This window comes from Pontibacter sp. YIM B11418, assembly GCF_059278805.1.
The window spans coordinates 861735-876277 of sequence record NZ_JCAEMH010000001.1; the positions used below are offsets into that span (position 1 = coordinate 861735).

13 protein-coding genes are annotated in these 14543 nt (G+C 51.5%); 4 read left to right on the forward strand and 9 right to left on the reverse strand.

Annotation, left to right across the window (positions count from 1 at the left end; translation table 11 throughout):
- The first annotated feature begins 33 nt into the window (after positions 1 to 33).
- Positions 34 to 651, forward strand: a complete 618-nt coding sequence (locus AC4QZR_RS03990) for a hypothetical protein (RefSeq protein ID WP_494479723.1) — start codon at positions 34 to 36, stop codon at positions 649 to 651.
- A 298-nt stretch (positions 652 to 949) separates the two neighbouring features.
- On the opposite strand, the gene AC4QZR_RS03995 is transcribed toward AC4QZR_RS03990, so the two are convergent.
- From AC4QZR_RS03995 to AC4QZR_RS04015, 5 genes are all read right to left on the reverse strand, one after another.
- On the reverse strand, positions 950 to 3439 hold the full coding sequence (locus AC4QZR_RS03995) for a DUF5916 domain-containing protein (protein WP_494479724.1): 2490 nt from the start codon (positions 3437 to 3439) through the stop codon (positions 950 to 952).
- Between the two features lie 251 nt (positions 3440 to 3690).
- Entirely contained in the window at positions 3691 to 4071 is a 381-nt protein-coding gene (locus AC4QZR_RS04000; protein ID WP_220626293.1) for a co-chaperone GroES, read from the reverse strand.
- Positions 4072 to 4088: 17 nt separating this feature from the next.
- A complete protein-coding gene (locus AC4QZR_RS04005; protein ID WP_494479725.1) occupies positions 4089 to 4616 on the reverse strand; it encodes a hypothetical protein in 528 nt (175 codons plus the stop codon).
- A gap of 144 nt (positions 4617 to 4760) precedes the next feature.
- Entirely contained in the window at positions 4761 to 5960 is a 1200-nt protein-coding gene (locus tag AC4QZR_RS04010; RefSeq protein ID WP_494479726.1) for a homogentisate 1,2-dioxygenase, read from the reverse strand.
- A 76-nt stretch (positions 5961 to 6036) separates the two neighbouring features.
- The gene (locus tag AC4QZR_RS04015; protein WP_494479727.1) at positions 6037 to 7722 is read right to left on the reverse strand and encodes a S41 family peptidase; all 1686 of its coding nucleotides are present in this window, start codon (positions 7720 to 7722) and stop codon (positions 6037 to 6039) included.
- 793 nt (positions 7723 to 8515) lie between these two features.
- Here AC4QZR_RS04015 and ruvX point away from each other — a divergent pair.
- Positions 8516 to 8932 (forward strand): Holliday junction resolvase RuvX, encoded by a 417-nt coding sequence (gene ruvX / locus AC4QZR_RS04020; RefSeq protein ID WP_220626290.1) that lies wholly within the window; start codon positions 8516 to 8518, stop codon positions 8930 to 8932.
- Positions 8929 to 9489: a peptide deformylase gene (gene def / locus AC4QZR_RS04025; protein ID WP_220626289.1), complete on the forward strand. Its 561-nt coding sequence runs from the start codon at positions 8929 to 8931 to the stop codon at positions 9487 to 9489. The genes ruvX and def overlap by 4 nt, the downstream gene beginning before the upstream one ends.
- Before the next feature lie 79 nt (positions 9490 to 9568).
- Here the strand turns inward: def and AC4QZR_RS04030 are convergent, their stop codons facing one another.
- The 4 genes from AC4QZR_RS04030 to AC4QZR_RS04045 all read right to left on the reverse strand — a co-directional run bounded on the left by AC4QZR_RS04030 (position 9569) and on the right by AC4QZR_RS04045 (position 13309).
- Positions 9569 to 10444 (reverse strand): hypothetical protein, encoded by an 876-nt coding sequence (locus AC4QZR_RS04030; protein ID WP_494479728.1) that lies wholly within the window; start codon positions 10442 to 10444, stop codon positions 9569 to 9571.
- A gap of 118 nt (positions 10445 to 10562) precedes the next feature.
- Entirely contained in the window at positions 10563 to 11645 is a 1083-nt protein-coding gene (gene lepB, locus AC4QZR_RS04035; protein ID WP_494479729.1) for a signal peptidase I, read from the reverse strand.
- A gap of 179 nt (positions 11646 to 11824) precedes the next feature.
- A complete protein-coding gene (locus AC4QZR_RS04040; protein ID WP_494479730.1) occupies positions 11825 to 12247 on the reverse strand; it encodes a DUF1810 domain-containing protein in 423 nt (140 codons plus the stop codon).
- Between the two features lie 27 nt (positions 12248 to 12274).
- On the reverse strand, positions 12275 to 13309 hold the full coding sequence (locus AC4QZR_RS04045; RefSeq protein WP_494479731.1) for a patatin-like phospholipase family protein: 1035 nt from the start codon (positions 13307 to 13309) through the stop codon (positions 12275 to 12277).
- 149 nt (positions 13310 to 13458) lie between these two features.
- Here AC4QZR_RS04045 and AC4QZR_RS04050 point away from each other — a divergent pair, with 149 nt between their 5' ends.
- Positions 13459 to 14472, forward strand: coding sequence for a zinc dependent phospholipase C family protein (locus tag AC4QZR_RS04050; protein WP_494479732.1), 1014 nt, complete (start codon positions 13459 to 13461; stop codon positions 14470 to 14472).
- Positions 14473 to 14543 lie beyond the last annotated feature (71 nt).

Here is a 14543-nt window from a genome sequence, read left to right on the forward strand (position 1 = left end):
ATTGCCTATCTTCAGCCAAACAAAACAGGGACTATGAAGAAATTACTACTCGCCATGAGCGTGGCTTTTATGTTCGCCTCCTGCGCACAACAGCCACAGGCCAGCAATACTCCGCCACAAACCGAAGAACTTGAGGAGGTGCCTGAGGCGCAGCAATTGGCCTCGCCGGTAACAGCCACCCAACAGGCCTTCTTCACGGAATTAAGCAAACTGTGCGGCAAGAGCTTTCGAGGCAAAGCTGTGTTTCCGGCTGATGGCAAGGATCCGTTTGCAGGGAAAGAGCTGACCATGCACGTGCGGGAGTGTTCTGATGAGGTTATCCGCATTCCTTTCCATGTTGGCGAAGACAAGTCCAGAACGTGGGTGTTTACTCAAATGGAGGAAGGCCTGCAGCTAAAGCATGACCACCGCCACGAAGACGGCACCCCAGACGAAGTGACTATGTACGGCGGCATTGCCATGGAAACAAACGATGCCAGCACCATGCGCTTCCCGGCCGACGCCTTCACCGCCCAGCTTATACCTGCCGCCTCAACGAATGAGTGGAACGTCGTGCTGAGCCCGGATGGCAAAACCTTCAGCTACATCCTCAAGCGCGACAACCAGCTCCGCTTCCAGGCTGACTTCGACCTGACCCAGCCGATCAACTAGTTTATACCTGCTATACCTAAAAAAAGAATCCCGGAACTACTGCAGCTCCGGGATTCTTTTTTTAGGTATAGCTTGTTTCGGGTATAACTGCTCGGTGTCCGGACCTATTAATTAAACCACAGGTATACCGCTAAGTAAGTCCACCGCTCTCGCTAGCGTCCCGCGAGTGTGAACTAGGGCATAAGAAACACAAGCGAAGCATTGTTTCTTCCCTGGAAGGCATTTTACTACTTCACATAAGCACGAAGGCCCGGAGCTACAATAGCTCCGGGCCTTCTATGTATTGTGTGCAACAGACCTACGATTTAGAAAACTGCTTCTTCAATACCTGATAATCGATAAAATACAGTACTTTGATGGAGAGGCTATTGGTCTGCGGTCCCGTGATGGTGCGGGTGAAGTTGTCGTGGTATCGGGGTATGATCTCTTTCTGATCGTGGAGTATCGCGTTTTTCCAGACGATGCTGATTTCGCTGCCCGGCGCAAACCACCACGAGTACACCATGTCTATGTTGAAAGTGTTGAAGTTGATGTTGTGGTTCGGTTGCTCCCCATCCGCAAAGTAGCCGCCATGTGGGTAGGTGTCGGTCAGCAACTCTCCTTTGTCGCCGAGCTTGAAGAAGCGATCATACTCAGCCTTGGACCAGTAGTGGCGCGCCCGCAACGACAGCGACATCCGGTTGTTGAAGATGTAAGAACCGGTCAAGGCATTGGTCACCGTGTTCACATCCCGCAGTCCGAAAATCACCCACCCTTCCATGCCATTCCGTTCCCCCTCTGCCACATGGTGGGCAAAACCCATGTCGTCCTGGCGGATGTTGCGGCTATAGCTGTAAGTAAAGGAAAGCTTGTCGTTGACGCGGTAGCGGGGTGACACGAACACATCGAAGCTGCGGCGCTCATGTTCATTGAAGGTACGGTAGTTGAACTCCACATCCAGGGCCAGCTTTTTGCGGTAATCCGAAGAGACCCAGCCGCCTATACTGGAGTTGGTCGGGTAGGCATAGTAGCGACCTTCCACGCGCGGCTCAAAGAAGTCGTAGGTCACCACAGGCTCCAGGTTGAAGGAGGTGCCCATACTCAGGAAGCTCTTGAACGTGCCGCTCACCCGCCCATAGATTACCAGGTTCTGGAAAGCGTCGGGCTTGTAGCGGCGGCTGTACGTGGCCCCCAGCTGGGTGTTCATGTTCAGCAGTTTCCAGAAAGGCTGGTAGAAGTTGTAGCGCAGGTTCAGGTCCTCGTCCACGGTGTTGCGGATGAAGTTGATGCCCATGTCGTTGGGGTCGTACGTATCGGACTTCATGGAGTGGGTGAAGCTGTACTGGAAGTTGCCGCTCACCTTGCCCGCCCCCAGGCTGTACATGTGCCCCAGCCGCGTGTCGTCTGTGTAGTATTTCTGGCTGAGTGCGGCCTTGCCGTTCAGGGCGTACTTGTTGCCCTTGGTGGCCAGCCGGAAGAGCAGGCCGGTCAGGTTGGCGTCGTAGGTGCTGCCCTGGCGCATCACATTGGTGTTGACCAGCGTCACATAGGAGTTGTTCTTGAGCGACTGATCGAACACAGCAATGTTGTAGTTGGTAAGCGGCTGCGTCTCCTTGCGGAACTGGTTTCCCTCGCTATCTTCCACAGTGGCGTACTGCCGCCCCACCACTGCATTGAATATACCTATACCTAAGCCCGACTGCGTGCGACCCGATATTTTGGTGCCGTTCAGCATCTTCGTCTCACGCGGATTCTCGATGATGGTATAGCCCAGCTTCTCCTGCTCGTCTGCATTCAGGAAATTGACAGGCCTGCCACCAATGCGCCGCGAGTACAGAAAGTCCCCTTTGTTAAAGAGCTCGGTACCCTCCATAAAGAAGGGCCTGTTCTCGTTGAACTGCACCTCGAAAGGCGACAGGTTGAGCACCTGGTTATCGGACTGCACCTGGCTAAAATCAGGTATAAGGGTCATGTCCAGCGTGAAGGCGTCATTGATGCCGTACTTCACGTCCATGCCGCCGCTGAAGTTGAAGTTGTCTTTGTAGGAGGTGGAGCCGTCGCCGTTCTCGCGCGGGTACTTCTCGGCATAGCCCGACACGTAGGACGTCAGCGACAGACGCAGCGGCGCCTCCACGTTCTTTATACCTGTCAGCTTGCCCCACTGGTTCACGAAGCCGTCGATGGCCGGGTCGACGTGGTTCCAGAAATAGCCCTTGCGCGTAGATTGCCGGTTGCGCATGAAATTGAGCCCCCACAGCTGCTCCGGTTTGTTGCTGAAGCGGAGCGCCGAATAGGGTATGCGCATCTCAGCCACCCAGGTGTTGCCCTGTAGAGTGGCATTGCTTTCCCATACGGCGTTCCAGCTGAAGTCCTCGCCGTTGGAAGAGTAGCGGGCATCGAGCTGTACTCCGGCCGGGGTCGTAAAGAAGGCGAAACCGTTCAACTGGTCATTGTAAGTATCGAAGAAAACGCCAAAAAAGTCTGTGTTGCCCAGGTCGTCGCGCCTGCCCATCTCCTTGAAAATGCTGTCCTGCGACACGTCGTGCATAATGGCCCCCACGTAGATGGCATCATCGTCGTAGAGGATGCGCACCTGTGTAGGATGCACTTCTTTCGGGCCCGGGTTGGGTCGATTTTGTATGAAGTCGGTAGCTATCTCGGCTTGCTGCCACACCGCTTCGTCCAGCGAACCGTCGATTTTCATTGGCTCTGTAATGCGGAGCGCCTGCAGTTGTTTTACACCGGCTAAGACAGGAGTTTTCTTATCCTGCGCCCACACCTGCTGCTGCACCAGCACCGCAAGTACCAACAGAACTATCCGTAAAAAAACAGGCTTTTGGAAACAATGAATCATAAAGTGAAAGAGCGGTCAAGGTGAGCATTTAGACAAAAGTATTGAATAGATGCCCCCGAGTTCACAATGGTTGCTTCTGCAGGGTAACAAAAACGGCTAACATCATTTGTAACAGGGTAAACTGGTCTTTTTTATCGATGAAACCACAAAAAAAAGCGCCATACCTGGTAACCAGGCATGGCGCTTTCACAAAGCTTTTAGATGGCCTACAAGTCCTCTTCGCGCACCAGCATGAGCACAGCCGACTGCGGCACAATGAAGTATTTCTCGCTGAGGTAGTTGATTTCGATGGCATCACGCTGCAGATAGATAGCCAGATCGCCCTCTTTTATCTGAAGCGGCAAGTAGCGCACCTGTTCCTGTTCCTCGTCGGGGAGCATCTCTTCATCAAAGCCATAGTCGGCAGGCATCGGATAACCGGGGCCAACCCTCATTACGTAGCCTTCCTGCACTTTTTCTTTTTCCTGCACGCCGGGCGGCAGGTATAGCCCGCTCTTGGTTTGCTCCCGTGAGCTTTTCGGCTTGATCAGCACACGGTCGCCAACGATGATGATCTTCTCGAGTTTATTGCTTTCTGAGATTCTCATGGATATAGTCTGCATGATTAAATAGGGTCTGCTGTCACTTTAAAACGCATAGCCGCCTTGATGGCGACATCACGCGTGATCGGTTTGGCAATAGCAGCTCTTGTCTTTACAGTATAGGTTTCTCCTTTAATATACTTGTCCAGCTTGGCATTGGTCGATTTCAGCTCAATGGCTTTCACGCCTTTTGGCACTTCGTCCAGGTAGGCAATCTTCGTCTCCTCTCCTTTATCATTGCTCAGGTAGATTTCGATGCTGCGCAAAAAGTCGAAATTCTCGTCTGCTGGATCCGTAATGGTAAGCGTCAGTTTGTTCAGGCTTACGTCCTTTACCAGCTCGGCTTGGGTCTTGTTGTTCTTAAACGTCTCCGTTGAGTTCGTCTTCACAGGTATAGGCGACAGCGGCGTCACCACACCTATCGGGAAAGTCGACTCGATGGTAATGGTTTCTTCCTGTTCGATGTAAAAGGTGAGCAGATCGTCTACCTTATCGCAGGATGTTCCTATAAATGTAAGCAGCACCAGTACTGCGAGCAGTATTTTCTTCATAAAAGGATGAAATGTAAAGTATTCTCTGTTAATTATTTTAACACACGGCGGGCTTGAAAAAGGAGAGCAGCCTCGCGGGCTGCCCTTCCTGTATTGCCTGCACAGTGTGCAAAATTAAGTAAAATGATCGAGAGTAAAGAAATCCTAGTCAAACATGTCGGCGGCGCGGGTGGTATCCGGGCCATGCTCAAGCCAACTCATCGGGTAGTTCTTGTCCATCAGGCCCACAGCCTCCTCTGTCAGGTATAGCGGCTTAAAGGTGTCGATCATCACGGCGTACTCGTGTGTTTCTTTCTTGCCGATGCTCGCCTCCACCGTACCCGGGTGCGGACCATGCGGTATACCGCCCGGATGCACCGTAAACGAAGCCCGGTCTACGCCTTTGCGCGACATAAAATCGCCGGCCACATAGTAGAGCACCTCGTCAGAATCTACGTTGGAGTGGTTGTAAGGCGCAGGTATAGCCTGTGGGTGATAGTCGAACAGACGCGGCACAAAAGAGCAGATCACAAAGTTGTGCGCCTCAAAGGTCTGGTGAACGGGAGGTGGCTGGTGAATACGGCCGGTAATGGGCTCAAAATCGTAAATAGAAAGCGCATACGGGTAGAAGTAGCCATCCCAACCCACCACGTCAAACGGACTGAAATCGTAGTAGTACTGGTGCAGCATGCCGTCTTTCTTGATCTGCACCAAATGCTCCCCGCCTTCTGTATACTCGATCAGCTCGTGCGGAGCCCGGATGTCGCGCTCACAAAACGGCGAATGCTCCAACAGTTGCCCGAAATGGTTGCGGTAGCGGCGCGGCGTTTCAATCGGGCTGAATGACTCTGTGATCAGCAGGCGTACCGGACCGTCGTTGAAGTGAAACTGGTGAATGATCGTGCGCGGAATTACAATATAATCGCCCTCCCGGAACTCCAGCTTACCCATCTGCGACAGCAACACCCCGCTTCCTTCGTGCACGAACACCACTTCGTCGGCCTGGCCGTTTTTGTAGTAGTAGTCCATTTTCAGCTCCGACGGATTGCAAATGCTGAGGGCCACATCGTTGTTAAGCATCATGGTCTTGCGGGCATTCAGGTAGTCGGTGCCGGTAATGGTCTGGTCGAGTGTTTTGAGGTGATGCGGGGCCAGTTTTATACCTTCGGCAATTTTGGGCGCGTAAGGTATAGGCTCCCCGATGCGGGTGATGCGCGTCGGCGGATTCTTATGGTATAGCAACGACGACAGACCGCTAAAGCCCAGCGTACCCACGAGCTGCTCGGCGTACAGACTGCCGTCCTCCTGCCTGAACTGCGTGTGTCGTTTTTGCGGAAAAGTGCCCAATTTGTGATAGTAAGCCATTCCTTTTCTTTGGTTATGGTTTTCAAAAGCTACCCTACCAGGCGCTCTTTCTTATACAAATATAAATTTTGGTTTGTTATACGCCACCTTTGGCCAGACGCTGCGCCTTTCCAAACTGACGCAAGGCTTCCTGAAACTCCTCGTCTTTTTCGTGCAGGATCGGGAAGAATCCCGGATTGCCGTATACGCTGCGACCAATGAAAGCTTTCACATTGCTGCGCAACAAAGATTCCGACCGCTTGTACTGCGCTTCGTCATACGTCACTTCCGATTGTGACGCCAACCTGAGCAGGTCCTTCATCATCTTATCTGACACGTTGAAAGATTTGATGTACTTGTCCATTTGCATCTTCTCTAGGTCTTTGCGGTTGTCGTTGTAGTAGGCCAGCGCATACTCGCGTATCACGTTCTTGCTATACAGTTGCCCCAGGAAGTCTGAGATCTCGGTGGTATCGCGCGCCACAAACACGTCGGGCATGATACCGCCGCCGCCATACACTACGCGGCCCTTGCCCGTCTTATACTTGAGGGAATCCACAAACAGGCTACTGTCCGGATGGAAGTACTCACCGTTCTCGAAACGGTTCAGCATGTCTTTCTGGTAATCTTCGGTACCGGCCACGTAAGGCTTTTGGATAGAGCGGCCGCTTGGCGTATAGTAACGCGAAATGGTCAGGCGCAACTCCGAACCATCGTTGAGCGGAATCGGCATTTGCACCAGTCCCTTACCGAACGAACGGCGGCCCACGATCAGAGCGCGGTCGTTGTCCTGCAGGGCGCCGGCCACAATCTCGGAGGCAGAAGCGCTGCCCTCATCCAGCAGCACAATGACCGGATTATTTTCGAAGTCACCTTTAGTGCGTGCAAATGACTTGGAGTCATAGCGCGAGCCTTTGCCGTCGGTATACACGATCATCTTGTCGCCTGCTATAAACTCGTCGGCCATGCGGGTAGCGTGATCCATGTAACCGCCGGGGTTGCCGCGCAAATCCAGTATCAGCTGTTGCATACCTTTCTTCTTCAGGCCAGAAAGTGCCACTTTAAACTCGTCGAAGGTATTGGAGGCGAAGCGGCTCACTTTGATGTAACCAGTGTTGTTGTTCACCATGTAGCTCACATCCACTGACACGGTCGGAATTTTGTTGCGGGTGATGGTGAAGTCGAACGGCTTCTTATTGTCTTTGCGGAGTACCTGTAACTTCACATCAGTGCCTTTTGGTCCGCGCAGACGCTTAAACACACCCTCGTTGGTAATGCCAGTGCCAGCCACATTCTCGCCATCCACCGAAATAATCTTATCGCCAGCCTGTATACCTGCCGCCTCTGACGGTCCGCCACTCAGGGGCGTGATCACATAAATCGTATCCTTGAAAATATTAAATTCCACACCGATGCCTTCAAAATCGCCTTCCAGGTATGAGCGAGCCATGGCAAGGTCGGCAGCAGGAATGTAAGAGGTATGCGGGTCGAGCTTTTCAAGCATTTTGGTGATGGCGTGGTCAGTGAGTTTCTCGGTGTCCACGGTGTCCACGTAGTCGCGGTCGATGTAGCTGAGCACGTCCCGGAACTTCAGATAAGCCTTGGCCGTGCTTTGCGGGTTGGTATCGGAAGGGGAAAAGGTATTGGCACCGATCAGCACTCCAACCACCAGGGCTAGGGCGATGTATAGGGGCAGGCGCACCTGAAAGGGTGTGTTGCGGGGTTTGCCCTGTTCGGCTGCTTCCGGCTCCGCCTGCGGGTTATGTTTGGTTTCTTCGCTCATCTCAATCTCTAAAAACGGTTAAATATAAAGCTAAGCGGGCGCTTTTGTGCAGCTTTATGGAGATAAATATTCACGCTTATCTATGCAAGGTTTCTTTATAGGTATACCTGCATGTTGTAAAGCTTGTTATTCTTTGAACAAAGCTTTGGTCGGGTTTTATTCCATTTTAGTATAAAATAATGCTGTAGTAGGTGTTTGGGGTTAGTTGCCTGAGTTGTCTTTGCTGCGTAGTGGCAGCTGTTGGAGGTATAGCAAATCAAATTGTTTCATTGCTTCGCCTGTACGGCGGGCACTCACTTTTTTTCTTGACAAAAAAAGTAAGCAAAAAAGTCAAGACCTTCCAAACTCGCTGAACGCTCAAACAGTGGAGTGTCAAATGGTGCACCTGGCTTGTGCTATACCTTCGTGGTTTCAGTGCAAGTTAGCCTTGCTATACCTGCCAGTGGTGTGTCTAGTATATGATAGAAACAACAGCGCTTATACCAATAAAGTAGTAATTATAGATTCCCCTCCTTGGACAAGGAGGGGCAGGGGTGGTTGGACCCGGTAGAGCAAAAGAACTGCAGCAGCTACAACGTCTACACCTGAAAATCGGCAATGTCAGAAGTCCCCCTTCGAAGGGGGCAGGGGGATGTTAATCGTGCACGAGAATCCTGTCAATTCTTTAATCCTGTAAATTCTGATTCAGACAAGGAAACACCCGACAACTACAAATCCCGATTAAATCCCTTAACTTTGTATTTTTAAGCGCGAGCCTTTTGTTCACAGGCAGCAAAGGCAAAGATCAGGTATAATGGCGAGAATTTTAGGTATAGATTATGGCAATAAGCGGGTGGGGCTGGCTGCGACAGATGCGCTCCAGATCATCGCTTCGCCACTCGAAACAATACACGCCAAAGACGTACTCGCATACCTGAAAGCCTATACCCAGCGCGAGCCTGTGGAGGCTATTGTAGTAGGCATGCCCCGTCGCCTGACCGGCGAAGCGACCGATGCCACGCCACATGTTATCGGTTTTGTGCGTAAGCTTCAAAAGGAGTTTCCGGGTATACCAGTGCATACCGTAGACGAGCGATTTACCTCGAGCATGGCCCAGAAAGCAATGCTGGCCGGCGGGCTCAAGAAGAAAGACCGTCAGGACAAAGGCACAGTGGACCGCGTGAGTGCCGCCATAATTTTACAGTCGTATTTAGAAAGCAGAGCAATATGATTTACCCAATTACCGCCTATGGCGACCCGGTGCTAAAGGAGCCGGCGCAGGATATCCCCAAAAACTACGAAGGTCTGAACGAGCTCATCGAAGACATGTATACCACCATGTACCATGCGCATGGCGTGGGTCTGGCTGCTCCTCAGATCAGCAAGAGCATCCGTCTGTTTGTGATTGATTCTGAGCCGATGATGGACGAAGGCGACGAAGGTAAAGGCGTGAAGAAGGCGTTTATCAACGCGGAGATTATTGAGGAGGATGGCGAAGAATGGGGCTTTGAAGAAGGCTGCCTGAGCATACCGGGTGTGCGCGAAGTGGTATACCGCCCAGAGCGCATCGTCATCCGCTACTTCGACCAGGACTGGAATGAGCACACCGACACCTACGACGGCATGACAGCCCGTGTGATCCAGCACGAATACGACCACATCGAAGGCATCCTGTTCACTGACCACATCTCCGGCCTAAAGAAACGCCTGATCAAGAACAAGCTCACCAAAATATCAAAAGGTGAAGTGGATGCCGACTACCGCATGAAGTTCCCGGTGAAGCGATAAGCTATACCTGACCCGCAAAAAAAACGCCTGCCCCAGAGATGAGGTAGGCGTTTTTTTATTGCTTAGTTATAATTTCACGCTATTCCGTTACAGTTAGTGTATAGGTGTTTACCATGTTGAAAGGTTCTCCTCCGTATGGATTCGGCCATATGTACTCCTCTCCGTTTGCAATTGTCCCGTCTTCAGCTGCAGTTAGTTTAATGTGTATGGTTTTCTCAGGGTTGAAGCTACCTGTTTTGTTAATTTGTAAAACTTCATAGCTATTGCCTTGAAGGGGACGATCGAAATGCCATGGCTCAAGAACCAGGTGAGTTTCTTTCGTGTAATGCACACCCTCTTCTGCAGTACCCGAAAACGAAAGCGTAACTTTCTGAGGCTTTGTAAAGACCCTGTCCGTCATTACCACGAGATAAAAACGGCCCTGATTGCTAAGATGCGCTACATTTAACGTCCGTGTTACATCTCGCTCAGTCTTTTTGAACAAACCGAAAACTGGCTTCGGCGTTATATCCTGGTAATTCAAGGTTAAGCTGTCTTTGGGCAGTACCATGCCATTTTCATAGCTGTATGCTTGTACTCCAAAGGTACCATTGCCCTGGTACACTTCATCTTTGTCTACCCGCAGGCGTATAGTCCTTTTTCTTTCCCCAGCAGGTATGGGTATGCGCGTCAAATTTCGTTGCTTGCCATCCACTTCTGCAGTAATCCATCCGTCATCATGACGGGTCTCCCTGTCCATAAACATTGCAGCCCCTTCCAGGTATAGATATTTTAGTTCTTTGTAAGTTCTATCCATCTCCACAGTTACTTCAACAACATCTCCCCCTTCCACCAGAGTCTGGCTGTTGCTTGATATTTTTACCTGCAAATTGGCGGGGTCCACGTCATCATCCTTGCAACCAGTTAAAAAGATGCTCAGGCATAAGCCCAGACCGAGTAGTACTTTAGATTTCATAGGCGTTTAAGTAAGACGGTTAGTAGACATTGGTTAAAGATATACTCCTGAAAGACAATATTCTAACAAGCAACATCCATACCATATTTACTATATCCTATGTTTTTGTTTGCACCATTTACTCTATCCAGCTGAACAACCTGCTCCAGCGCACTTTTTCGAATATTTCAGCCTCCTCGTCCACCGAGAACCAGGTGAAAATGGGTTTGCCTACGATGTGGTCTTCCGGCACAAAACCCCAGTAGCGGGAGTCGAGGGAGTTGTGACGGTTGTCGCCCATCATGAAGTAGTAGTTCTGCCGGAAGGTATAGCTCTTCGCTTCCTGCCCGTTCAGGTATAGCTTGCCGTCGCGCACTTCGGCATTTCCATTGCGCTCGTAGTCCAGGATGATCTTTTCGTAGTGCGGCAGCGTTTCTGGAGTGATGGCGACTGTTGCGCCTTGTTTCGGGATGTAGAGCGGGCCGTAGTTATCGCGGTTCCAGCCAGGGCTACCGAAAATACCAGGTTCCGCCTCGCCGGCTTGCATTTGCTGCAACTCCACCTGCCCGATAAAATCGAGCGAAGCCAGCGCCTGGGCCTTGGTGGGAGTCGTGTGCAGGATGTAACCGCCCGGCACAGGGTATAAGTCGGTGATGTCGCGCTCACGGAAGAACTTGGGTTGCAGCACTTTTTCGGTGGCCATAAAGTAAGCGTACTGCATCTTCTCCGGGTTGTCGAGTGGCTGACCGTTCAGGTATAGCTGCCTGTCACGGATCTCGAGCATATCGCCGGCTATACCTACGCAGCGCTTCACATAGTGCGTGCGTTGGTCCACGGGGCGCTCCTCCTCCACCGGCAGGTTAAACACTACCGGGTCGTTGCGCTTGATTTCGGAAAAGCCCGGGAGGCGGAGCGACTCCAGCTGCAACGCGTCGGAATAGGCAGGCATGTCGGTGCCCCAGATGGTCTGGTGCGTGAGCGGCACTTGCAGCGGAGTGATGGGTGTGCGTGGTCCGTAGTGCAGCTTGCTCACAAACAAGCGGTCGCCCACCAGCATCGACTTCTCCATGGAAGAGGTAGGTATAGCATAGGCCTCAAACGATGCCCACCGAAAAAACGTGGATACGACGACGGCAAACATCAACGCGTTACCCCATTCGCGCAGGGCACTTTTCCTGACCGTCTTTTCGGCTGTTTTTTTCTTCCAGAATCTTAGCTGCATTTTTAAAGTATAGTGGGTTTACTATACTTTAACTGTATTAAGGTTCAGCAAATTATACCTGTAGCCAAGAAAATTATCAGGCTATACCTTATAAAAATAAAACAGAGAAGGTATAACGATAGCCGCCGCACTGAAACCTACGCTAGAATACCATGAGTCGGCTGAGACAGGTACTGGTTTTATCGCAGAAGTTGCCGGGTCTTCTCATCCGCTTCGCCCTTATAATATTTATCCAGCACAGCTTTAAACACGGGGTCAGCATGGGGCACAGCCGCAAACAAAGTCATGCTGGAGCGCAGTTTCAGGTCGTCGGGATTTCCTAAAATCTGGTTGGCAGTTTTACCCTCCAGCGCCAGCATGGCTTTAGAGATTTCAATTAGGCGAGGTCCCAGTACAGGGTGCTGCAGGTATAACCGGGCCTCTTCCAGATCTTTGATAGCGTAGAATCGGGCGGTTTCGCTATACCCCAGGCCTTGCAACTGCGGGAAGATAAACCACATCCAGTGACTGCGCTTGCGGCCACTTTTTATCTCGGAAAGCGCTTGTTCATAGCTGCTGGATTGGGCTTCCAGAAATTGGGTCAGACTATCGGCGTTTTTCATATCGGAGGTATAGAGGCAATGGCTACTTTAGTCGTGGGTACTGCATGTACGCAGCAGGTAGTTTGCGGTATACTCCCTGCCACTCTGAATCAGGCTGTTTTTTTCCTCTTTTGACATCTTCCTGATGCGGGGGCTGATATCGACCGATGAAACAGAAATAGTCCTGGCCCAGTCCGCTTCGGTTAACTCATTCCGATTCAGGTTCTCGATAACCAAGGTATAGAGCGCCGCTATATAATCGTTCAGGTTCCGGATGTCGGTGGGCACCAGCTCTCTCGTATTGGCATCTTCCTTAATCTGTAAATCCGAGTCTACCCTTATACCTATGGTACCTTTGTTGGGTATACGTTGCTTTCTTCCTGTTGAGTCCGCTACAACAGTGTCAAACATGGTGATGGGAAAGTTGCCGATGACGCCACCATCCACCACAACATCCAGCTCCTGGTCTTCATCCGGCTTTTTGTAAACCTTCCCATCGCTGTCTATAAAGACGGCCTTGAAGTAAAGCGGTATAGAAATCGATATTCTGACTGCATCCCTCACTTTCATGTTCGGGTAGTTCTCCCTGGAAAAGATGAGCAACCGTTGCTTATTCAAGCTTGTTGCAGTGATGTACAGATCTTTATACCCCAGGGCGCTCAACTCCTGAAAGGTTATATCCGGATTCCCCGTTTTTTCTTCGATCAGCTTAGCGGTCCAATCCATGAATTTGTCACCCCGGTACCATCCGTACAGCTTGTGCATGCGCACAAAGCCACCGACGAACATAAAGCGGCCATCATTAAATTTCCTGAACTGCGTGGAAGAGACGATGTCCGCTATTTCTTCGGAGGTATAACCCAATGATACCATCATGGCCGTAATGGCCCCTGCCGATGTGCCGCCGACTTTCTCTATACCCTGCAGCTTGCCATGCCGCTCCAATTCGTCGATAACACCGGTGTAGGCAATGCCCCGTATACCTGCCCCCTCAAAAGCCAGGTTTCTGATCTCACAATCCTGGCCGTATACCTGCGTGGTAAGCAGGCAGAAGAGGAGGGAGAATACGATAGAATGCTTCATAAAGAGATGGATAAATTCGGTTTCATGCAGGTGTTGGTGAAATGCGGCTGCACAGATATGGCGCTCTAGCCGGCTAAGTGTAAACAGCAAGCAGTCCAGCCATGCCGCGTCTAATATACAAATTCCCTAATTCTCCGTACACCGCAGGTATGGCCTTCCGACAAATCGCTGTGATGCTTCTCTTTACGTTCCTGCTGCCGCTCACCGGGTATAGCTGGGGCTTTTTTGCGCACCAGCGCATCAACCGGCTGGCCGTTTATACCCTGCCGCCCGAAATGGTGGGCTTCTACAAAAAGCATATCCGCTACATCACCGAAAATGCCGTGAACCCTGACCGCCGCCGCTATGCCGTAGTCGGTGAAGCACCCCGCCACTACATCGATCTGGATGTGTACGGCGACAGTGCGCTCTATAAAATGCCCCGCTTCTGGCAACAGGCTGTGGAGCGGTACGGCGAAGACACGCTGATGGCGCATGGTATCGTGCCCTGGCACATCAACCGCATGAAGTTCCAGCTCACGCAAGCCTTCAAAGACCGCAACCTCGACCAGATTCTTCGCCTTTCCGCCGACATAGGCCATTACATTGCCGATGCTAGCGTGCCCCTTCACACTACTCGCAACTACAACGGGCAGCTAACAGACCAGCGCGGTATCCACGCTTTCTGGGAAAGCCGCCTTCCCGAGATGCTCTCCGACAACTACGACTTCTTTGTAGGGCAGGCGCAATACATCGAACAGCCACAACTCAGAGCCTGGGACATTGTAGCCAGCGCCCATCTGGCCCTCGATTCAGTGCTTGGGTTTGAACGGGAACTGACGCTCGAGTTTGATGAAGAAAAAAAATACAGCTATGAAGTGCGCGGCAACCTGACCACACGGGTATATTCGAGGGAGTTTTCGGAGGCTTACCACCGAAGGCTCAACGGGCAGGTGGAGCGGCAGATGCGCCTTGCCATCCACAACGTGGCCAGCTACTGGTTTACGGCCTGGGTAGATGCGGGTCAGCCTGACCTGCGCCAGCTGGCTTCTATCCTCTCGGTTGAAGAACAGGAACGATTGCGCATGGAGCTGAAAGAATACGAACAAGGCCCGCACCTGCCGCGCGAAGAAGGCGAAACACACCTGCACCGAAACACATGGATTTCAGGTCGAAAAGAGTAGACCTGCGGCTCCCCGCAAAAGCAAAAAATCTTTACTGGCGTCTATACAACAACGAGCAAGCGGCATTATGC